Annotated in this window: 18 protein-coding genes; 8 read left to right on the plus strand and 10 right to left on the minus strand. The window is 53.7% G+C overall.

Annotated elements, in window-relative coordinates; genetic code table 11:
- Positions 1 to 411: 411 nt before the first annotated feature.
- The gene (locus tag CHM34_RS10565; RefSeq protein ID WP_169713693.1) at positions 412 to 2,058 is read right to left on the minus strand and encodes a peptide ABC transporter substrate-binding protein; all 1,647 of its coding nucleotides are present in this window, start codon (positions 2,056 to 2,058) and stop codon (positions 412 to 414) included.
- A gap of 275 nt (positions 2,059 to 2,333) precedes the next feature.
- Between CHM34_RS10565 and CHM34_RS10570 the strand changes: the two genes are divergently transcribed.
- The 5 genes from CHM34_RS10570 to CHM34_RS10590 all read left to right on the plus strand — a co-directional run bounded on the left by CHM34_RS10570 (position 2,334) and on the right by CHM34_RS10590 (position 7,504).
- On the plus strand, positions 2,334 to 2,672 hold the full coding sequence (locus tag CHM34_RS10570) for a DUF485 domain-containing protein (RefSeq protein WP_206093791.1): 339 nt from the start codon (positions 2,334 to 2,336) through the stop codon (positions 2,670 to 2,672).
- Positions 2,669 to 4,174, plus strand: coding sequence for a solute symporter family protein (locus tag CHM34_RS10575; RefSeq protein ID WP_094264583.1), 1,506 nt, complete (start codon positions 2,669 to 2,671; stop codon positions 4,172 to 4,174). The genes CHM34_RS10570 and CHM34_RS10575 overlap by 4 nt, the downstream gene beginning before the upstream one ends.
- A 160-nt stretch (positions 4,175 to 4,334) precedes the next feature.
- The gene (gene dapD / locus CHM34_RS10580; RefSeq protein WP_094264584.1) at positions 4,335 to 5,045 is read left to right on the plus strand and encodes a 2,3,4,5-tetrahydropyridine-2,6-dicarboxylate N-acetyltransferase; all 711 of its coding nucleotides are present in this window, start codon (positions 4,335 to 4,337) and stop codon (positions 5,043 to 5,045) included.
- A 94-nt stretch (positions 5,046 to 5,139) separates the two neighbouring features.
- Entirely contained in the window at positions 5,140 to 6,348 is a 1,209-nt protein-coding gene (locus tag CHM34_RS10585) for an aspartate aminotransferase family protein (RefSeq protein ID WP_439116323.1), read from the plus strand.
- A 25-nt stretch (positions 6,349 to 6,373) separates the two neighbouring features.
- Complete coding sequence (locus CHM34_RS10590) at positions 6,374 to 7,504, plus strand: N-acetyldiaminopimelate deacetylase (protein WP_240511977.1); 1,131 nt, start codon at positions 6,374 to 6,376, stop codon at positions 7,502 to 7,504.
- Positions 7,505 to 7,576: 72 nt separating this feature from the next.
- On the opposite strand, the gene CHM34_RS10595 is transcribed toward CHM34_RS10590, so the two are convergent.
- Positions 7,577 to 7,927 carry a hypothetical protein gene (locus CHM34_RS10595; protein WP_094264585.1) on the minus strand — a complete coding sequence of 117 codons (351 nt, stop codon included), beginning with the start codon at positions 7,925 to 7,927 and terminating at the stop codon, positions 7,577 to 7,579.
- Positions 7,928 to 8,097: 170 nt separating this feature from the next.
- On the opposite strand from CHM34_RS10595, the gene CHM34_RS10600 reads away from it, so the two are divergent.
- Together CHM34_RS10600 and CHM34_RS10605 are read left to right on the plus strand one after the other, a co-directional pair.
- Positions 8,098 to 8,976: an ion transporter gene (locus tag CHM34_RS10600; RefSeq protein ID WP_094264586.1), complete on the plus strand. Its 879-nt coding sequence runs from the start codon at positions 8,098 to 8,100 to the stop codon at positions 8,974 to 8,976.
- Positions 8,977 to 9,095: 119 nt separating this feature from the next.
- Positions 9,096 to 9,743, plus strand: coding sequence for a lysoplasmalogenase (locus tag CHM34_RS10605; protein ID WP_094264587.1), 648 nt, complete (start codon positions 9,096 to 9,098; stop codon positions 9,741 to 9,743).
- Between the two features lie 103 nt (positions 9,744 to 9,846).
- Here CHM34_RS10605 and sufB read toward each other — a convergent pair whose 3' ends face one another.
- The 5 genes from sufB to sufC are packed head-to-tail and all read right to left on the minus strand — an operon-like array spanning position 9,847 to position 15,050.
- On the minus strand, positions 9,847 to 11,259 hold the full coding sequence (gene sufB / locus CHM34_RS10610) for a Fe-S cluster assembly protein SufB (protein WP_206093795.1): 1,413 nt from the start codon (positions 11,257 to 11,259) through the stop codon (positions 9,847 to 9,849).
- A 27-nt stretch (positions 11,260 to 11,286) separates the two neighbouring features.
- Positions 11,287 to 11,733, minus strand: coding sequence for a Fe-S cluster assembly sulfur transfer protein SufU (sufU, locus tag CHM34_RS10615; protein WP_094264589.1), 447 nt, complete (start codon positions 11,731 to 11,733; stop codon positions 11,287 to 11,289).
- Positions 11,720 to 12,940, minus strand: coding sequence for a cysteine desulfurase (locus tag CHM34_RS10620; protein WP_094264590.1), 1,221 nt, complete (start codon positions 12,938 to 12,940; stop codon positions 11,720 to 11,722). The genes sufU and CHM34_RS10620 overlap by 14 nt, the downstream gene beginning before the upstream one ends.
- Before the next feature lies 1 nt (position 12,941).
- On the minus strand, positions 12,942 to 14,243 hold the full coding sequence (sufD, locus tag CHM34_RS10625; RefSeq protein WP_094264591.1) for a Fe-S cluster assembly protein SufD: 1,302 nt from the start codon (positions 14,241 to 14,243) through the stop codon (positions 12,942 to 12,944).
- Positions 14,244 to 14,261: 18 nt separating this feature from the next.
- Entirely contained in the window at positions 14,262 to 15,050 is a 789-nt protein-coding gene (sufC, locus tag CHM34_RS10630; RefSeq protein ID WP_094264592.1) for a Fe-S cluster assembly ATPase SufC, read from the minus strand.
- 298 nt (positions 15,051 to 15,348) lie between these two features.
- Here sufC and CHM34_RS10635 point away from each other — a divergent pair, with 298 nt between their 5' ends.
- Positions 15,349 to 15,870 carry a type 1 glutamine amidotransferase domain-containing protein gene (locus CHM34_RS10635; protein WP_094264593.1) on the plus strand — a complete coding sequence of 174 codons (522 nt, stop codon included), beginning with the start codon at positions 15,349 to 15,351 and terminating at the stop codon, positions 15,868 to 15,870.
- A 259-nt stretch (positions 15,871 to 16,129) separates the two neighbouring features.
- On the opposite strand, the gene CHM34_RS10640 is transcribed toward CHM34_RS10635, so the two are convergent.
- From CHM34_RS10640 to CHM34_RS10650, 3 genes are all read right to left on the minus strand, one after another.
- Positions 16,130 to 17,245, minus strand: a complete 1,116-nt coding sequence (locus tag CHM34_RS10640) for a Ger(x)C family spore germination protein (protein WP_141201687.1) — start codon at positions 17,243 to 17,245, stop codon at positions 16,130 to 16,132.
- Positions 17,239 to 18,396 carry a GerAB/ArcD/ProY family transporter gene (locus CHM34_RS10645; protein ID WP_094264595.1) on the minus strand — a complete coding sequence of 386 codons (1,158 nt, stop codon included), beginning with the start codon at positions 18,394 to 18,396 and terminating at the stop codon, positions 17,239 to 17,241. Before CHM34_RS10645 ends, CHM34_RS10640 begins: the two co-directional genes overlap by 7 nt.
- Before the next feature lie 101 nt (positions 18,397 to 18,497).
- Positions 18,498 to 20,048: a spore germination protein gene (locus CHM34_RS10650; RefSeq protein ID WP_094264596.1), complete on the minus strand. Its 1,551-nt coding sequence runs from the start codon at positions 20,046 to 20,048 to the stop codon at positions 18,498 to 18,500.
- Between the last annotated feature and the right edge of the window lie 139 nt (positions 20,049 to 20,187).

The raw sequence follows: 20,187 nt of genomic DNA on the forward strand, positions 1-20,187 counted from the left end.
ATGTCGTCACTCCCTTCATCAAAAGCGATCGAATCTGTTAAGGTACAGATTGATAACTTGTTTTGTATTATATAACAGAGGAATGAAAAATGACAAGACTTTTTTATCGATTCATTGAAAAAAGAACCGTAGCAACTTTCAACGGACTCGTTTTCTGTCGAACATCCTCCGGGTGTTACCCAATCAATGAAAAAATGACTTGAGAACCCCATGGGAACTCAAGTCATTTTCGGATCGGCTATGAAGAGATCGGGACCATCAAATGGAAACGAATCGAGTGGTATCAGTACCGGGGCAACTCCCATCATGCCCGCTGATCGTCGTTTGGCCGATATCCCTAAAAAAGCCGACCCGGTAATACCGAGATCGGCCTCCTCTTTCAAGGTTCCATTCGGAAGGGGTGTCCCATTTTTATCCCCCGCTGTTTTTGTATTTCTCCTCCATATCGGTCCATTTCAACACATATTCCGCCCCGATCGGAAAACGGTACAAATGCTTCACATAAGGTTTTTGGACATAGGCCTGGGATTCATAAAACAGAGGAGCGATCCCCGCTTTCTCCGTCAGGATTTTCTCGGCTTCCACCAAATCCTCGCTCCGTTCTTGATAATCGGTATTCCCCTTTGCCTGTTCAATCAAGGTATCGAAATCGGAGTTTTTCCATCCCCCGAAGTTGGCCTCGTTTTCCGAATGTCCCATCTCCAGAAAGCTCAACGGATCATTGTACCGACCGATCCAACGGAGCAAAGACAACTGAAATTGTCCGCCTCCCTCCAACTCCAGTTTCTTTTCTATCGGCTGGGGGTTAATCGCCACCTCGAGACCCAGGTGATCCTTCCATTCCTCCTGTAAAAACAGCGCAACCTTCTTTTGACTGTCGTCGCTGACGTTTAACTCCAGCTTGGGAAGCGAGCTGAAATCCATTTCCTCCATTCCCTTCTCCATCAGCTCGACAGCCTTTTCCTCCCGGTATTCCAGCTCCGATGACGCCTTCTCCCGAAAGGGCTCCTGATCATAGCCGAGGATAGTATCGGGAACCAGGCCATCCGCCGGTCGGGAACCGTTCTGCAGCACCTCTTCGACCAGCTTCTTCCGATCGATGGAGAGACTGAGCGCCTTTCGAACCTTGGTATTGGACAGGAAATCGACCTCGGTGTTGAATATGAGTAAAGAGGTCGCCCCCCGGGATACCGACACGTATTCGGGGCTCCCCTTAAACGCTTGGATCAAATCCTCGGACAAAGGGGCCACATCCGCTCGGCCCGAGGTATAACGGTGGACGGCCTCGGTCGTATCATCCACGATCTTCACATGGACCCGATCCAGACGGACATGGTTCCGATCCCAGTACCGATCGTTCTTACGATACTGAAAACTCTGATCCCGATTCCAGCGGGACAGGACAAACGGACCGTTATACACCATCTTGTCCTCATCCGCGGCATACTGCTCTCCGTATTTTTCCACTATATCTTCCCTTTGAGGCAAATAGGCGGCCGAAGCGGTCAGGCTGAGAAAATAGGGAGTCGGTTCCTCCAGCTTCACTTTCAATGTCCGATCCCCGACCGCCTTCACCCCGACCTGATCGAGGCTCGCCTTTCCCTCCCGGTATGCCTTTGCATTTTTTAAAGGAAGCAAACTATAGGAGGCATCCGATTCCAAAGAGGGGTCCAAAGCCCGCTTCCAGGCATACTCGAAATCCCGTGCCTTAACGGCACGCCCGTCGCTCCACCGGGCTTTTCGAATTTGAAAGACATAGGTCTTCTTGTCTGCGCTTACCTCCGGCATTCCCGCGGCCATAGCCGGTTCCGGCCGGTTATCCTGATTCAGACGCATTAAGCCTTCCTTCACATTGTTGAGAACATTAAAGGAATCACCGTCGATGGTGACGGCACTGTCCAGGGAGGGCGGCTCCGAAACGGTCGTCAGATGCAACACTCGGGGCTCCCTCTTGGCATTCGCGGTATTTTCGTTGTCTCCCGTTACCCGGTCACAACCACTGATCGACACACTGCCAATCAACAACAAAACCGCAGATATGCACCCTGCCTGTCTCATGACAGCCCCCTTCCGTCGAATCAGACCCTTATGAAAATCCATAAAAGAGAAAAACATCCAAATATGGTATCTCTATTATATCCGATATGAAAAAGAGATGATAGAAATAATTTTACATCTATTCCTATCATCCCTATCTTTCAGTCCGAATGATGAACTCCTTTTAACTGAAGAATGATGTTCTATCCTACGACCGACAGCATATGCTTTTTATATGCTTTTTTTGATTTGCGTTTTTTGCTATACTATTCTAAAAATAAGAGGGAGGTATTTCATTGCCAAACGTCAATCCTCAACAACACGACGAAAAATCGGTGAACTGGGAACAATTGGCCGATACTCCGCAGTTCAAAGAGATGATGGCGCGGAAAAAGCGGTTTATCCTGTCTGCGACCTTCTTTTTTCTGGTCTATTATTTTGCTCTTCCCGTTCTGAACGGGTATACGGACTGGTTAAACATCCAGGTGATTGAATCGATCAACCTCGTTTACCTGTTTGCCCTGTCTCAGATCATCATGGCCTGGATCGTCGCCCTTCTCTATGTGCGCCATGCCGCCCGGATGGATCGTTACACAGAAGAAATCGCATCCAAGTCGAAGGAGGAATCCCATTGAAGACCACAGCCTTTCTACTGTTCCTCGCCATTGTATCGGTGACCCTCCTGATCACCTACTGGGCGGCCAAGCGGACCCAGTCGACGACGGATTTTTATGCCGCCGGCCGTTCGATCAGTGCCTGGCAAAACGGGTTGGCCATCTCCGGGGATTATATGAGTGCTGCTTCTTTTCTGGGGATTGCCGGTTTGATCGCCCTGTACGGATATGACGGCTTTTTTTATTCCGTCGGTTTTCTGGTCGCCTTTCTCCTCGTCCTTTTAGTCGTGGCCGAACCTCTTCGCAATTCCGGCAAATACACCCTCGCCGATATGCTGGCCTACCGCATGAAAATTCCTCCGGTCCGTTCCGCCGCCGCCCTATCCACGATGGCCATCTCCGCTTTTTACATGATTGCTCAGCTGGTGGGATCGGGCGCTTTGATCAAGCTTCTGCTGGGCATCGATGTCACGGTCTCCATCATTCTGATCGGGATCTTGATGATCCTATACGTGGTCTTCGGCGGAATGCTGGCCACCACCTGGGTGCAAATCACCAAAGCCGTCCTGCTGATGGCGGGAACCTTTCTCCTCAGCCTGCTGGTTCTGGCCAAATTCGATTTCAGCGTCACCGCGATGTTTAATGAAGCGGTCCGCTTAAAGGGACAGCGCTTCCTGGAGCCGGGACTCCAGTTTCCCAATCCCATTGAAAACATCTCTCTGGGACTGGCGCTGGTCCTGGGAACCGCAGGTCTGCCCCATATCCTGATCCGTTTCTATACGGTCCCGACAGCCAAAGCGGCCCGAACATCCGTGGTATGGGCCATGTTTATCATCGGCTCCTTTTACATTCTGACCACTTTTCTCGGTTTCGGAGCGGCCACCTTGGTCGGGGAAAAGGAGATCATCGCCGCCGATCCGGCGGGGAACATGGCGGCACCGCTACTGGCACAGGCGGTGGGAGGCACCTTCTTCTTCGCTTTTATCGCGGCTGTCGCCTTTGCCACCATTCTCGCCGTCGTCGCCGGATTGGTCATGTCGGCGGCGGGCGCCTACGCCCACGACTTCTACTCCAATGTGTTGCGCAAGGGAAAAGCGACCGACCAAGAGCAGATGCGGGTGGCAAAAAAGGCCTCCGTCGGTGTCGGAATCGTCTCGATCATCCTGGCTTTGCTGTCCAAGGATTTAAACGTAGCCTTCCTCGTCTCCCTGGCCTTTGCCGTCGCCGCCAGTGCCAACCTGCCGGCGATTCTGTTCACGATATTTTGGAAGCGTTTCAATACGGCAGGAGCCGTCTCCGGGATCTTGACCGGTTTATTCAGTTGTATTCTTATCGTCGCCCTCGGGCCCAACTTTCTCAAAGAAAACGCGATCATCCCCCTGAGCAATCCGGCTCTGGTTTCAGTCCCTCTCGGCTTTTTGGGCGCCTATCTCGGTACCGTCCTCAGCAAACCGGAAACCGAATCCGAGGAAAAATACACCGAACTGTATGTCCGTTCCAACACCGGCATCGGAGCGGAGTGATCAAAACCGCAACCCCCGGGGAAAGGCTTGAGGTCCTTTTTCCCCGGGGTTCTTCTTTCGAGTGCAACGGGAGTATGCTATACTTTAAGGAAAACCAGAGGCGGAGACACCGCCCATTGATCGAATCTCAAGGATTTCGACAGAGAAAGGGTGCTCATCGATGGAACAGATGGATGCCAACCAGATTATCGAATTTATTCGAAACAGCGAAAAGGAGACACCGGTCAAAGTACATATCAAGGGAGACCTGGAGAACATCGACTTCGGCTCAAACCTCCACTCCTTCATTACGGGAAATGTCGGTGTGCTCTTCGGCGATTGGAAGGATGTCCAGCCGGTATTGAAAGCCCACCGGGACAAAATCGAAGATATGGTGGTGGAAAACGACCGCCGCAATTCCGCCATCCCGCTCCTGGATCTGAAAGACATTCCGGCCCGGATCGAACCCGGCGCTGTCATCCGCGACCAGGCGGAGATCGGCAAAAACGCGGTGATCATGATGGGAGCCTCCATCAATATCGGCGCCGTGATCGGGGAAGGAACCATGATCGACATGAACGTAGCCGTCGGCGGACGGGGAACCATCGGTAAGAACTGCCATATCGGTGCCGGGGCGGTTATCGCCGGTGTGATCGAACCTCCATCGGCCACTCCCGTCATCATCGAAGATGAAGTTGTCGTCGGTGCCAACGCCGTCATCCTGGAAGGCGTTCGTGTCGGCAAGGGTTCCGTCATCGCCGCCGGAGCCGTCGTCGTCGAGGATGTCCCGGAAAACAGTGTCGTCGCCGGTACTCCGGCTCGGGTGATCAAAAAGATCGACGAACAAACCCGGTCCAAAACCGAAATCAAGCAGGAACTGCGCCAACTCTAATCGTTGCAACCGAATAAGAAAGCAATACCCGACCGGGCCGTTTCGACGGCCCTCCTTTTCTATCCGGAGTCAAGCAAAAGGAGGGACCCTTACCGTGAACAACTGGCAATCCTGCGATGAACAATACCTGATGTCGACTTATAACCGCCTGCCCATCGCTATCACCGAGGCCCGGGGAAACTATCTTTACGACACCGAAGGAAACACCTATCTGGATCTGTTCACCGGGCTGGCTGTCAACATCCTGGGCCATTCCCATCCGGCAGTGGTGCAGGCCCTGCACGAACAGGGGGAGAAATTTCTTCACATCTCCAACAAATTCCTCAACCCGCCGGCGATCCGATTGGCCCGCCGCCTGGTGGAAAACAGCATTCTGGGGAGGGTCTTTTTCTGCAACTCCGGGGCGGAAGCGACAGAAGCGGCACTCAAGCTGATCCACAAATGGTCCCTGAAACAGAGCGGCGGAAAATCCGGCTTTGTCGTGATGAAAAAGAGTTTCCACGGCCGCACCCTGGGTGCGGTACGGCTGACCCGGCAACCAGGGGTCCAACAGGATTATCCCCAGCCGGAAATCCCGGTCTGGGAAGTGGAACCCAACGATATCGAGCAACTGAAAGCCGTTTGTAAGCGGGAACGACCCGCCGCCGTTCTGGCGGAACCGATCCTGGGTTCCGGAGGAATCCGCCCGCTGGAAGAGTCTTATCTGCGGGAAATCGAAAATCTTTGCCGGGAGCAAGGAATGCTGTGTTGCATGGATGAGATTCAATCCGGCGTCGGACGCACCGGTCAGCTTTTCGCCTACCAACATGCCGGAATCCAACCCGACCTGATCCTCTTCGCCAAAGGAATCGGCGGGGGACTCCCATTGGGAGGGATCATCGCCGGAGAAACGTTATCGGATCTGTTCCGCCCCGGAGATCACGGAACCACCTTCGCTCCTTCCCCGCTGAGCGCCGCTCTGGGCTGTGCTGTGCTGGAGGAACTTCTGGACCGGGGGCAGATGGAACAAGGGCGCAACCACGCCGCCCACCTGTGGGAGCGGCTTCGATCCCTACGGGAGAAATACCCGGAGACGGTGGGTGAAATCCGCGGACGAGGAATGATGATCGGCCTGTCCACCCACCGAAGAGCCGAAGAGATCGAAGCGTTACAGCGGGAGCTTCTGGCGGAAGGGGTCCTGGTGGATATCACCCAACAGACCGTGATCCGCCTGCTGCCACCCCTGACGTTGACTCCTGAGGAGACAGACCGCTTTGTGGCCAAGCTGGATGCCCATTTTGCCAAATGGAAAGGAAAAGCTTAAGAACTCCGAAAAAAGGAGGGAAACCATGCCGGACTTACACCCGATGATTGAAGTGCGCCGCCGGTTGCACCAAATACCGGAACCGGGCTTTGCCGAGTTCAAAACCCAGCGTTTCATCCTTGACTCCTTATCCCGCCTGCCCCGGGATCGGATGGAAATCCGAACGTGGCGCACCGGGGTGCTGGTAAAGATTCGCGGCGACAACCCTGTCCGTAGGATCGGGTGGCGCACCGATATGGACGGACTGCCGATGGAAGAGGAGACGGGATACGATTTCCGCTCCCAGCACCCCGGCTATATGCACGCCTGCGGCCACGACATGCACATGGCCATCGCCTTGGGGCTCCTGTCCCACTTTGTCGAAAACCCGGTGGACGATGATTTGGTCTTTATCTTCCAACCGGCGGAAGAAGGGCCGGGCGGAGCTCAGCCCATGCTGGAAAGCGAGGAGTTCCAATCCTGGAAACCCGACCTGCTGTTCGGTCTCCATATCGGACCGGACTACCCGGTGGGAACCATCGCCACCCGTCCCGGAATTCTTTTTGCCAATACATCGGAACTGTACATCGATTTGGTCGGACAGAGCGGGCACGCTTCCCTGCCCCACCGGAGCAACGACATGGTGATCGCCGCTTCCCAATTGGCGATGCAACTGCAGACGATCATCTCCCGCAATGTCGATCCGCTGGACTCGGCCATCCTCACCCTGGGCAAAGTAACCATCGGCACCCGGCAAAACATCATCCCCGGTCAGGCACGCCTGGAAGGAACCATCCGCACTTTGTCCCTGGAAGCGATGGAAGCGATCCAAAACCGAATCCGCGCCCTCGTCTCCGGGATTGAAACCGGGTTTGCCTGCGAAGCACACATTGACTGGGGATCCCGCTATTGCCAAGTGGAAAACGAACCGGCCCTCACCCGGGAATTCATGGATTGGGCTCGTCGCAATACCGACATGCAAGTGGTGGAATGCCGGGAAGCGATGGCCGGGGAAGACTTCGGGTATTTCCTGCGCGACATCCCCGGATTCATGTTTTGGTTGGGCGTCGACACTCCCTTCGGCCTTCATCACCCGCAGATCCAACCCAAGGAAGACGCCATCCCCGCCGCCATCGATCTGATATCCCGCTATCTCACATGGAAGGCGAAGCGATAAAAAAGCATCCCCGGCTATGCCGGAGGATGCTTTTGTCGTTATTTTCTCTCCACATAAGCTTCGTCGAATACCTTATGCCCTTGGGTATCTTCCGCTTTTAAAGTTGAATTCCACAAAACGTCGGTTGGTCTGCTCCAGTAAGCCGGCAGAGGAGACCGCAGGCTCGTCCTTTTCCACATCGGCACCGGGCGGATACAGACGGATGTACACCTTCTCCAGCTCCGACGCCCAGGAAACATCGGCATACATTTTGAGTGCTCCTTCCTTCACTTCAATCTCGTGAACACCGTACCCGATATCCGTCTGATAGGAATTAGCCCATGCGGTTCCGCTGTATTCATCGCCTTCTACCTTCACCGTCGGCGGCGGTTCATAGGATACCAGATCATCGTCGGTAACAGCCGTCGGGATCTTCCCGTCCACGGCACGGTTGACTGCCGAGAAAGCGTCTATGAAGTGTGATCATCCCGTAATTAGAATATAGGAAGGGGAGTTGTCGTGAAACCTTCGCTAGATCCGGGGTTCACAGGGATGGATGATCCATTACAATAAAGAAGGATTGCTTAATTTTATGAAGGAGGGCGCACCGGAACTTGGAACCTCAACGCGCAACCCGATCGTACCCGACTTCTTTTAGTGAACGGATCAACCGGTTTGTCCAACAGCCCTGGTTTACGGGAACCATCCTGGGCCTCATCCTGATCCATGCAATTCTGCTCGGCCTGGAAACCTATCCCACCATCTATCAATCCCATCAGGATTTTTTCCATGTGGCGGACAAAATCATTTTGTGGATCTTCACGCTGGAAGTTGTTCTGAAAATGATCGCCGCCCGCCCCTGGCACCGTTTTTTCCATGATCCCTGGAACGCTTTCGACTTTTTTATCGTCGCCAGCGGCCACATTTTCATCGACGTGCAGTTTGTCGTCGTTCTGCGGATTTTGCGAGTATTGCGGGTCCTGAGGGCGATTTCCATCCTGCCTGCCCTACGTCGCTTGGTGAAAACCCTCATGATGACGATTCCCACTCTGGGGAACATTATGATTTTGCTGAGCATCATTTTTTATATTTTTGCGGTTACGGGAACCATCCTGTTCCGGGATGCCGCCCCGCAATATTTCGGTTCTCTCCACCGATCCATGCTTTCCTTGTTTCAGATTGTCACCCTGGATTCCTGGGCCAGCGAGATTATGTGGCCGATTCAGGAAGAAAAACCCTGGGCCTGGATCTATTTCGTCGCCTTCGTCCTCGTCGGCACCTTTATCATCTTGAACCTCCTCATCGGAGTCATTGTCAATAAGGTGGAAAAAGTGGCCGCAGAAGAAGAGGAATTGGAAGAGCTCCGCAAAGAAGCGGCCCTGCAGGAGGAAATCCGCGCCCTTCGCGAAGAGGTTCAGGATCTGAAATCCATCATGAACCGGCAATCATCGCCGTCGGGAAAGACCACCGATGACCGCCGGACGGGACGCTGAAGCACTGTGATATCCAGATGCGAGGAATCCGCTGACCCCGGATACCCGGAAATCGACGGAGGGTAGAATACAGGCCCTGGAGCCCCGGCCATTCCGAGAGATCAAGGAGGACGGACGTTATGATTCCATCCTTTCTTTCCCTTGCGGTGTTGTCGGTCGGTCTCTGTGATTTGTACGCCATTTTCACCCGGAAGCATTCATGGCGTTATGCTTTCAAACCGGCGACCATGCTGTTCATCATCGTTCTGGCAGGCTATGGATCACCGGATGCCGGAACCTACGGTTGGCTGATCCTGATCGGTCTGCTCTTTTCCCTAGCCGGGGACATCTTTCTGGTTCTACCTTCCGACCGATTCATACAGGGACTTCTCTCTTTCCTGCTGGCTCACCTGTGCTATGCGAGTGCCTTTCTGTTGTCTGCCCATTGGGAATGGAAATTGACACTGGCAACGGCCCTCCCTCTGATCGCCATTGCCGTCCTGTACACGGGCCAACTTCTGCCCGGAGTGCATCGGCAAGGCGGTGTTTCCCTGCAAATCGCGGTGATCGCCTATGTCCTGGTCATTACTCTGATGGTCTGGCTGGGTTTGTTGACACAAAGCCCCTGGATCACCGCCGGTGCCCTTCTCTTTTTCGTCTCCGATGCGGTGCTGGCCTGGAACCGCTTTGTCAAAGACGGATGGTGGGGGGATCCGGCAGTGATGATCACCTATTTCAGCTCTCAGTATCTGTTGGCCTACAGCGTTCTGGTCGCGCCGAACGGGTAAAAAGCTCGTTCACCGAAAGATGGTTCAGCCCGGCCGGCGAAATTCCGCGCAAAATAAAACCCAGCCCGCAACTCGGGCTGGGTTTTTGGAGTCTTTTTCGGTGTTATCCGATGGAACCTTCCATTTCGAACTTGATCAGGCGGTTCATTTCCACCGCATATTCCATCGGCAACTCCTTGGTGAAGGGCTCGATAAAGCCCATCACGATCATCTGGGTGGCTTCCTCTTCGGACAAGCCGCGGCTCATCAAGTAGAAGAGCTGTTCCTCCGAAACCTTGGAGACGGTGGCTTCGTGTTCCAAGGTGACATCGTCGGTCTTGATTTCGTTATACGGAATGGTATCGGAGGTGGACTTGTCATCCAGGATCAGGGTGTCGCACTCGACCTTCGCTTTGGAACCGTGAGCCTTTTTACCAAAGCTGGACAGTCCGCGGTAGGTTACTTTCCCGCCGTGTTTACTGATCGACTTGGACACAATGGTCGAGGTGCAATTGGGAGCCAGGGCCGTTACCTTGGCACCGGCATCCTGGTGTTGCCCTTTACCCGCCACGGCGATGGACAGAACGTCGGCTTTGGCGCCTTCCCCTTTCATAATCACCGCCGGGTATTTCATGGTCAGTTTGGATCCGATGTTACCGTCCACCCATTCCATGTGGGCGCCTTTTTCCGCCGTGGCCCGCTTGGTCACCAGATTGTACACATTGGGTGCCCAGTTCTGAATCGTGGTGTAACGAGTCCGGGCGTGATCCTTGACGATGATTTCCACGACGGCGCTGTGCAGGGAGTCGGTGCTGTAGATCGGTGCCGTGCAACCTTCCACGTAGTGGACGAAGCTCTCTTCATCGGCGATGATCAGAGTCCGCTCAAACTGCCCCATGTTTTGGGAGTTGATGCGGAAGTAGGCCTGCAACGGCACTTCGCACTTAACCCCTTTGGGGACATAGATAAAGCTGCCACCGCTCCATACCGCACTGTTCAGAGCCGCAAACTTATTATCCGACGGCGGTACGACGGTACCGAAGTATTCCTTTACCAGTTCCGGGTATTCCCGGACGGCGGTGTCGGTATCGCAGAAGATGACTCCCTGATCTTCCAGTTCCTTCTGCATGTTGTGGTAAACGACTTCCGACTCATACTGAGCGGAGACACCGGCCAGAAACTTCTGCTCCGCCTCCGGAATCCCGAGACGGTCGAAAGTTTGTTTGATCTCATCCGGAACTTCATCCCAGCTTCTTCCTTGACGCTCCGACGGTTTGACGTAATAGGTGATATCATCAAAGTTCAGATCGTCCAGTTTACCGGGAAGAATAGAGAACCACTTGGAATTCTTCGCACTGGGCATCGGCATCTTGTAAAACTGCTCCAATGCCTTGAGCCGGTAATCCAGCATCCACTGCGGTTCTTCCTTCATCCGGGAAATCTCTTCCACCACTTCACGGGTCAGACCGCGTTTGGAACGGTACACGGAAACGTCTTTATCATGAAAGCCATACTTGTAATCCTCGATTTCCGGCATTTGTTTCGCCACTTCAATCCCTCCTTATCAGGGTGAATCCAAACGTTCGCCGGATTCTCCGGCACCTTTCTCCAATGCCTTCCAGGCCAGCGTGGCACATTTGATCCGCGCCGGAAAATTGGCGACGCCCTGAAGCGCCTCAATATCTTCCAGGGGAAACTCGTCGGTGTCCACCTCTTCGCCCTGCATCATCCTGGAAAAGAGGTCAACCAGGTGTAAAGCCTGATCAACGGACAGCCCCTTGACCGCCTCCGTCATCATGGAAGCGGAGGCCAGGCTGATGGAACAGCCTTCCCCCAGAAACTTCGCTTCTTCGATTGTATCATCTTTGATCCGCATCTGCACCGAGATCCGGTCACCGCAGGTGGGATTGTTTAAGTCCACCGTCACGGCGCCGTCCTCCATCTTTCCGCGGTTTCTCGGCTGCTGGTAATGGTCCATTATGACACGACGGTAAAGATCATCTAAGGACATTGCCAAAATACTCCTTCGTCTTTTGTAGCCCTTGGACCAACCGATCGATATCCGCTTCATCGTTGTAAAGATAGAAGCTCGCCCGAGCGGTGGCCGCCACTTCCATCCAACGCATCAGGGGCTGGCAACAGTGGTGTCCGGCTCTTACAGCGATCCCCTCGGCGTCAAGGACAGTAGCCACATCGTGGGGATGGACCCCTTCGATGTTGAAGGTAACGATCCCCATCCGGTCTTCCCGGGGACCGTAAATGTTGAGGCCTTCCACCTCTTCCATCCGTTTGACAGCGTAGGCGGCCAGTTTCCGGTCATGCTCCGCCACCGTATCCATCCCGACCTGTTCCAGGTAATCGACAGCGGCACCCAGACCAACAGCTCCAGCGATCAGCGGCGTTCCCCCTTCGAATTTCCAGGGAAGCTCCTTCCAAGTGGATTCGTAAAGATCCACATGATCGATCATTTCACCGCCGAATTCCACCGGTTCCATCGCTTCCAACAGCTCTTTCTTTCCGTACAGAACACCGATTCCGGTGGGACCCGCCATTTTATGGCCGGAAAAGGCGAGGAAATCGCAGTCCAGCTCCCGGACATCCACCTTCATGTGGGGAACGCTCTGAGCACCGTCCACCACGATCACCCCTCCCCGGTCGTGGACTGCCTTCGCCAGTTCCTTGACCGGAAAGATGGTACCCAGCACGTTGGATACCTGGGCGATGGCAACCAAACGGGTTCTTTCATTAATCGCCTGCTTCGCTTTTTCCAAGTCCAGGGTGCCGTCCGGCTCCAGGGTGAAATATTTTAACGCGGCGCCGGTCTTTTTGGCGACCTGTTGCCACGGGATCAGATTACTGTGGTGTTCGGAGGGGGAAATCAAAATTTCATCCCCCTCCCCCAGACGGGGGCAAGCATAGCTGGAGGCGACGATATTGAGGGCGGTCGTCGTCCCCCGGGTATAGACGATCTCCTGAGTGCTTTCGGCGTTGATCAAGCGACGAACTTTTTCCCGGGCGCCTTCGTAAGCGTCCGTCGCCCGGCTTCCCAGCGTATGAACCCCTCGGTGAACATTGGAATTGTATTGTTTATAATAAGTTTCCACCGCTTCGATCACTTGAAACGGCTTTTGGGAAGTTGCCGAGCTGTCAAGATATACTAACGGATTCCCATTGACCTGCTGACCCAGAATCGGAAAATCCTTGGCATAACGATTCATGTTATTTCAGTTTCCTTTCGATGACGCCGGTGATCCGGTCACGCAGAGAATCGAAGGGAATGGTGTCCAATACCGGACCCACGAAACCGAAAATGATCAGGCGTTCCGCCTCGCGGCGGGTCAGCCCCCGGGACATCAGGTAGAACATCTGGATCGGATCCACCCGCCCGACACTAGCGGCGTGTCCCGCTTGCACATCATTTTCGTCGATCAGCAGAATCGGGTTTGCATCTCCCCGCGCTTCCCGGCTCAGCATCAATACTTTTTCCGCCTGAACGCCGTTGGCCTTGCTGGCACCCTTATCGATCTTGGTGATCCCGTTCAGAATCGTCTGGGCCTGATCCTTCATCACACCCCGGGAAACGATATCGCTTTCCGTATACGTACCTTGGTGATGAACCGTCGCGGTGATGTTGGAACGCTGTTCACCGCCCCCGACCGTAATCGATTTGATCTCGGCGTTGCCGCCCGTCCCTTTCATGTAGGTGGTATTGTCGGAAATTGTACGACCGAAGTTCAGATCGCCGACCACCCATTCCAGATGGGCATCCCGACCCACGACGGTACGGCGGTAAGCCACCTCCACCGTATCGGTTCCCTGGGTGTGCAGGGTGGCGATGCGTACACGGGCGTTGTCTCCGACGAAGGCCTCAACGGCTCCGTTGATGACAGCGTCGCTGTCGTTATCGGAAACATAGTTGGCAACGACATTGACACGGCTTCCCGTCTCTGCCACCACCAACAGGTGGGGGAAGGTGCCAACCCCTTTTCCACTGGCCCAGAACAGGCTCTGGAAGGGCAGGTCCACTTCCGTGTTGCGGGGAACGTACAAAAAGACGCCTCCGCTGCAGAGAGCGGCATGAAGGGCGGCCAGCTTGTGCTCGTCAGCTTGGTACCCCTCCGTCATCCAATATTTTCGAACGAGATCCTCGTGCTCCCGGGTCGCTGTCACCAAATCGGTAAAGATAACGCCTTTGTTCTTCGGCGACTCAGGCAATCGGGCAAACACGGGACTCGAGTTTTTCTGTATCACAACACTGTCCTCCGCCTCAAAGGAGACCATTCGGCGCACTTCCTCCGGCAGTTCCGCCGGGGAGGCGATCTCCTTCTCCTCGGTGAAAGGCTGAAAACGGGTAAAGTTCCAATGATCGATCCGCGTCTTTTCCAGCTTGGGCAAGGAGAGGCGGGAGGCGGAGTCCAGGGCGCTTAAGCGTCGTTCAAGCATCCATTCGGGTTCTTGCTGAGACTGGGAGAGCTGGGTCACGATTTGGCGATCGAAAAGCTGTTCTGTATCTACGCTCATAATGAACCCTCCCGTCTGTTAAGCCTTTTGCTCGATAGTTTCGTCTTCGATTCCCAGCTCTTCCTTTACCCAGTCGTAACCTTCCGCTTCCAAACGCTCCGCCAGTTCCGGACCTCCGGATTTGACGATCCGACCCTTCATCACGACATGAACCCGATCAGGCTTGATATAGTTCAAAAGGCGCTGATAGTGGGTGATGATCAGGAAGCCGGTATCCGGTTTGCGCATGGAGTTCACCCCGTCGGCCACCACTTTCAGAGCGTCGATGTCCAGCCCGGAATCGATTTCGTCCAGAATGGCGATACGGGGATCCAGCATCATCATCTGCAGGATCTCGTTCCGCTTTTTCTCACCGCCGGAAAATCCTTGGTTGAGATAGCGGTTGGCGAAGGATTCGTCCATATTGAGCTGGGCCATCGTTTTATCCATTTTTTTCATGAATTTCATGATGGAGATTTCGTCGCCTTCTTCGCGGCTGGCATTGACCGCGCTGCGCAAAAAGTCCGAGTTGGTCACACCATCGATTTCGCTGGGATATTGCATAGCGAGAAACAAACCTTTGCGCGCCCGCTCATCCACTTCCATCTCCAGGACGTCCTCTTCGTCCAGGGTGACATCCCCTTTTGTCACCTCAAACCGGGGGTGCCCCATCAAGGCTTGAGCCAGCGTACTTTTACCGGTCCCGTTGGGCCCCATGATGGCGTGGATCTCGCCACCCTTTACCTCCAGGTCGACCCCTTTGAGAATTTCTGTATCCTCAATGGCTACGTGCAGATCTTTTATCGTCAGTTTCGGTGCTGTCGACATATTTTCTCAAACCTCCAAGTTTCAATTCACCATTTATGATCAACAAACCGGGTCCGGGAGGCCCGGTTTGCAGGTGGCACGGGTTGTGATACGATAAGGCTTGCAAGCGGGTGAAAACCATATTTTATACTGATTCTCACCTGATTCTCATTTCATTTTATATCATGTCATAGTGGGATTCAAGGTTTCTGCGCATTCTGTATCGATGATGATCAAAATGGGAGTCCGCCCTTGATATTCCCTTGCAAAGCTTTTCACCCGAATATTTCAATCATGGTGAGGAGGAGGGACCGAATCCATGCGTCTGAAGGGAAAAAAGATCGTCTGTTTTGTAGAAGCGGAATTTGAAGACCTGGAATTGTGGTACCCGGTGATCCGCTTGCGAGAGGAAGGAGCGGAGGTTCACCTGGCGGGACCGGAAGCTGACAAGGAATACCGAGGAAAATACGGGGTGCCCGCCAAAACGGACAAATCCTTCGCCGATCTGAGCGCCGACGAATACGACGGAGTGCTCGTACCCGGAGGATGGGCTCCGGACAAAATCCGCCGTTATCCGGAGGTATTGGACCTCCTTCGTCAGGCGGACCGGGCCGGCAAACCGATCGGCCAGATCTGCCACGCCGGCTGGGTATTGATCTCCGCCGATATCCTAAAGGGAAGAAGAGTCACCTCCACACCCGGGATCAAAGACGACATGACCAACGCCGGGGCAACCTGGGTGGATGAAGCCGTCGTCGTAGACGGAAACCTCATCTCCAGCCGCCGTCCTCCGGATTTGGCCCCCTACGCCAAAGCCTACTGCGACCGACTCGCTCAATAAATCATGAAACCGATTCGCTGTATCGAATGCTACCGACAGCGGCCGGGGGGACGGTGCGATTTCTGCCCCCTTCATAAGAAAAACCGGACTCTCTACCGCTCCCTCGGAAACGGATGGTTTGAACGCCGTAAAGAGTCCGAAGAGGAAAAAACCGACGGTGAAAGTCCCACCTGATCGATCGGGACTCCTTCCTCAAATGATTGATCGTCTTTCCCGTGCGAAGGAGTTCCCCGAATCATTCATGTAAGATCCGCCCCCTTTAGTTGAGAATCCCGCTGCCCACGATTTCCACCTTCACTTTGGGGTGGAATCGTACCTTGGGATAATCCCGGGACCATTTTTTCTCCTTCCACACCTCGGGATGGTAGGCGATCAACTGTCTCCCAACGCCCAACCCATCGCAGCGGGCCTTCTTCATTTTTCCAATCACCTCGTCCGCCTCCTCGGTCAGAATCTTGGACAAAGTTTTGTTAAGCCGCTTCACCTGTTTTTCCTCATCCAGGCGGTCCTGCGCATATTCCATCACCGTCACCGGCAAGTTCACCTCAAGATCGACCTCCACCTCTCCGTTGCGCCGAACATTCACCTTCATCTTTCGTTTCACTTTTCTCCCGTCGGCGGAAACCGTAATATAGTTGGACGGATTGGTCACTTTGCCGGGATTGACTTTCTTCGAGAACCGAGCCGACTTTCCGGGTTCTCCGGATAACAGGGTGAATAGGATCGACTGATCAGGGTCGAGGGTTCCGGTCATGCGGTGACCGTGGAACATCGCCGCCCCCTTGATGACGACCTCCTTCCCCTTTTGTTTGATGTCAGGCAGGACAAAATCCCTTCCCGGGTCCAACATCTTCGGGCGGATCGATTGAACCGTCTCCTGAGGGAAGGTGCTCTGCTCCTCCCCGCTCTCGATCAGTTTAACCAGGTATTCACCGATCAGCTTCTCACTTACTTTTTTTTGCTGAAGAATGTCTGACGCCTTGCCGTCCACCACGGCGAACTTGGCTGTTAATGGTGCTTCCGGGTCACGATAGATGACATCCATATAAGAAAAAAGATCTTTTTTCGCCAAAGATTCCCCTAATAATTCAACCTGGAATTTATAAAAACGGAGATTGTCTATTTTGAGCAAGTTGGACTCGGAAGCATCCCGGACGGTGCTTCCGACGGCAGAATGTACCGTGTTGAGGGGTTTCGGCTCTTCCCCCGGAGTGACCCTCCGGATTACCAGGGTTTGTATCACCTTCCCATCGGGGGAACGGTCATAACCTTTGGCATACACCAAGCGTGCATCCTTCAATAAATCCTGATCCCAACATCCCGGAAGCAGGAAGACCGAAGCGATCATCAACCAGCAGACCCATTTTCTCAACACGCTTTCCCCCCTTTCTTCCTTAACAAGACGGCCAACAGCAACAGCAATACCGGCAGTCCTCCGATAAAGACAAAAGTCAGTTGATCCACTATCTTGCTCAAACGATCCACATGTGCCGGGGTTTGCGGGATGAGAGAGATAACCAAACAGATCAGGGCGGCATAGAAGATCGCTTTTTTGTGGTTTCCGCGATGAAAGAGATACCCCAACCCATTGGCTCCGGCATAGATGTAACTGATAATGGAAGCCGTTACATTGGGAAACCAGATGGACAAAAAGATCTGATCCGCCCGATCCACCACTCCCACTTGAAACGTCATCAACATGTATAAAACAGGTTCGGGGATATACTGAATCCCCTCCGGACTGAAAAAGATGAGTCCGGTCAAGGTCACAAAAGTGTAAAAGAGTGTGACGAACCAGACAGCCAAGGAAACGGCTTTCAATTTGCCGCCGCTTTTTCCTTCCACGAAAGGATAGACGAATAATAGCAACTCAAAGCCGTACATCGCCGTCACGGTCTCTGTAGCCCCTTTCGCAATGTTGGCCCACCCGGCTTCCCCGATCGGGAAGATGTAGCTGAAATCAACATCGCTGTAACCATAGAGGATCAACAGACCAAAAAAAGGGATCAGGAAAGAGATCAGTACATAATAACGGGCGACCGTCCTCAGGTTTCCCCGGCCCAGGTAGATGGCGGCCGCCGCCACCAGCGAAACCAGAGCCCAGCGGGGGGTTTGCGGCAGGATCCACTTGTTGATGATCCCGGCCGCCCGGACCAAAACGGTTCCTCCCACCATCAAAAAGTAACCGACATATGCCAAAGCCAGTACTTTCCCCAGAAAACGGCCCGTGATCAGGGAACCGATATCATAGATCGTCGACGAGGGGAAACGGCGCAACAGCATCCATAACAAGAGGATGGTGATTTGTACTGCCAATCCCGAAATGAGTACGGAAATCCATCCGCCGCCTTTGGCCCACGGATTGGACATCGTAAGCGATGGAGAGGACACCGGTCCCGAGCTGTGTCTGCAGGATGAAAAAAGCGAGTTGTCCCTGGGTAATTCGGCTCTGTTCACTGACCACGGCACTTCCATTCCCTTATAATAGATTCCTGTCTCCTGACTGCAGGTATGGATCGCATTCATCGATCCGCCATCTTCCCATTCTGCTTAAATCACCCCTTAATATCACCGGTCTGAAGCAACCTAATTCCCAAGGTTGTCCAAACAGCTACAATCCCTCTTCCCTACGGATCACGGCGATTCCATTCCCTTGAAATCGATTCCTGTTCCATCCGCTTGGGGTGCGGGTCGTGAGGACGATTCCTCAGTATCCAAATCGGAAAGCGCAGAAATGTATCCTTCATGTCCCGGATGCGCAGGGGCGCCACGGGTGCCAGATAAGGAGTACCGAAGGAGTGGATCTTGATCAGGTGGATAAAGATGATCATCAAAACGAAGCTGATCCCGATATAACCGAAGGTAGCGGCGGCGATCATCATGGGAAAGCGCAGAATGCGGATCGATGCACTCATCTCGTTGGAAGGAACGAGAAAGGAAGCAATCGCGGTCATGGCAACCACGATAATCATCGTATAGGAAACCAGTCCCGCCTTGACGATGGCATCACCGATCACCAAACCACCGACAATGCCGATCGTCTGGCCGACCCGACTCGGGAGGCGAATCCCCGCTTCCCGGAGCAGCTCAAAGATCAGCTCCATCAACAACGCCTCGATCAAGGGGGGAAAAGGAACCTGTTCCAGGGAGCCTTTAATCGAGAAAATCAGATCGATCGGCAGGATCGCGGCATGGAAGGCGATTGTGGCGATATAAAAGGCCGGCAATTGAAAAGCGATCAAAAAACTCATCAATCGAATGGCGCGAACGAAGGAGCCGACAATCCAGCGGCTGTGGTAATCATCCGGCGTCTGGTAAAAAGCGAACAGGGTAACCGGTGCGATCAGGGCTGTCGGGTCCCCTTCCAACAACAACGCCACCCTACCCTCCATCACATGGGCCACCGTCCGATCCGGCCGCTCTGTGTTCAAATGCTGGGGGAACGGGGAAAGAGGGGCATCTTCGGTAAACTCCTGAAGAAATCCGGCGGAAGTCAGGGTATCGGCCGTAATCGTGTTAACCCGTTCTTCCACGGCCTTGATCAGATCCGGATTGGCCAAGTCCTCCATATACACCATAGCAACCTTGGTTTTGGCGATCCTTCCGATCTCGAAGAAACGAACCTTCAGTCTGGGACTGTTAATCCGCTTCCGGATGCTGTACAGATTGATGGTCAATTGCTCCACGAACCCGTCGTGGGCCCCGCGAACGACACTTTCGTTTTCCGGTTCTTTAATATCCCGCTTGTAGGCAGCTCCTGTCCCCAGAATAAAGAACTCCCGACTCTCCTCCAGAAACAGCAGAGAGTTCCCGTCAACAAGGGCATCCACACCCTTTGTCAAATCCCTTTCCGGCTTGATATCCACAGCGGGAAGAATCTCTTCCAACTCCCCCTCCCGGTGTCGGGTAATCGGTTGCAACACTTCCTTCCAAAGCCGTTTATCATCCGTCAAAGATTCGATGTACAGAAGCATCCCTTCCCGACCATCAAAGTGGACGGATCGCTTTTTGAGGTCGGCACTCTGAAAAAGCGACTCCTTGATGTAGTCCACGTTCTCGGCAAGAGATGAAGCGGATTCCACTTCTTTTTGCTTAGACGAATGGGATTCTTTTTTTCCGTACCGCGATTGGATGCGTTTTCTCTTCCGATACACGTTTCTATCTCCCGTTTCAGCCATGGATTATTTATTAATATGGTCGAAGGGCGGAAGGATATACGCTTATCGGTTTCAACCGGTCCATTCGTATCCGGTCTGACCAAACAAATCCGGCCAAAAAAGGGGGCCCGGTTGCCGGGCCCCCTTTTTTCAATACTTC

Source organism: Paludifilum halophilum, from assembly GCF_002245355.1.
In the GTDB taxonomy this organism is placed as follows: Bacteria; Bacillota; Bacilli; order Thermoactinomycetales; family DSM-45169; genus Paludifilum; species Paludifilum halophilum.

Coding starts and splice junctions, on each gene's coding strand:
- CHM34_RS10620 (WP_094264590.1), bottom strand. CDS start 12,940: ATGAATCGTTATGCCAAGGATTTTCCGATTCTGGGTCAGCAGGTCAAT.
- sufC (WP_094264592.1), bottom strand. CDS start 15,050: ATGTCGACAGCACCGAAACTGACGATAAAAGATCTGCACGTAGCCATT.
- CHM34_RS10645 (WP_094264595.1), bottom strand. CDS start 18,396: ATGAATGCGATCCATACCTGCAGTCAGGAGACAGGAATCTATTATAAG.
- sufD (WP_094264591.1), bottom strand. CDS start 14,243: ATGAGCGTAGATACAGAACAGCTTTTCGATCGCCAAATCGTGACCCAG.
- dapD (WP_094264584.1), top strand. CDS start 4,335: ATGGAACAGATGGATGCCAACCAGATTATCGAATTTATTCGAAACAGC.
- CHM34_RS10650 (WP_094264596.1), bottom strand. CDS start 20,048: ATGGCTGAAACGGGAGATAGAAACGTGTATCGGAAGAGAAAACGCATC.
- sufU (WP_094264589.1), bottom strand. CDS start 11,733: ATGTCCTTAGATGATCTTTACCGTCGTGTCATAATGGACCATTACCAG.
- CHM34_RS10635 (WP_094264593.1), top strand. CDS start 15,349: ATGCGTCTGAAGGGAAAAAAGATCGTCTGTTTTGTAGAAGCGGAATTT.
- CHM34_RS10565 (WP_169713693.1), bottom strand. CDS start 2,058: ATGAGACAGGCAGGGTGCATATCTGCGGTTTTGTTGTTGATTGGCAGT.
- sufB (WP_206093795.1), bottom strand. CDS start 11,259: ATGCCGGAAATCGAGGATTACAAGTATGGCTTTCATGATAAAGACGTT.
- CHM34_RS10590 (WP_240511977.1), top strand. CDS start 6,374: ATGCCGGACTTACACCCGATGATTGAAGTGCGCCGCCGGTTGCACCAA.
- CHM34_RS10605 (WP_094264587.1), top strand. CDS start 9,096: ATGATTCCATCCTTTCTTTCCCTTGCGGTGTTGTCGGTCGGTCTCTGT.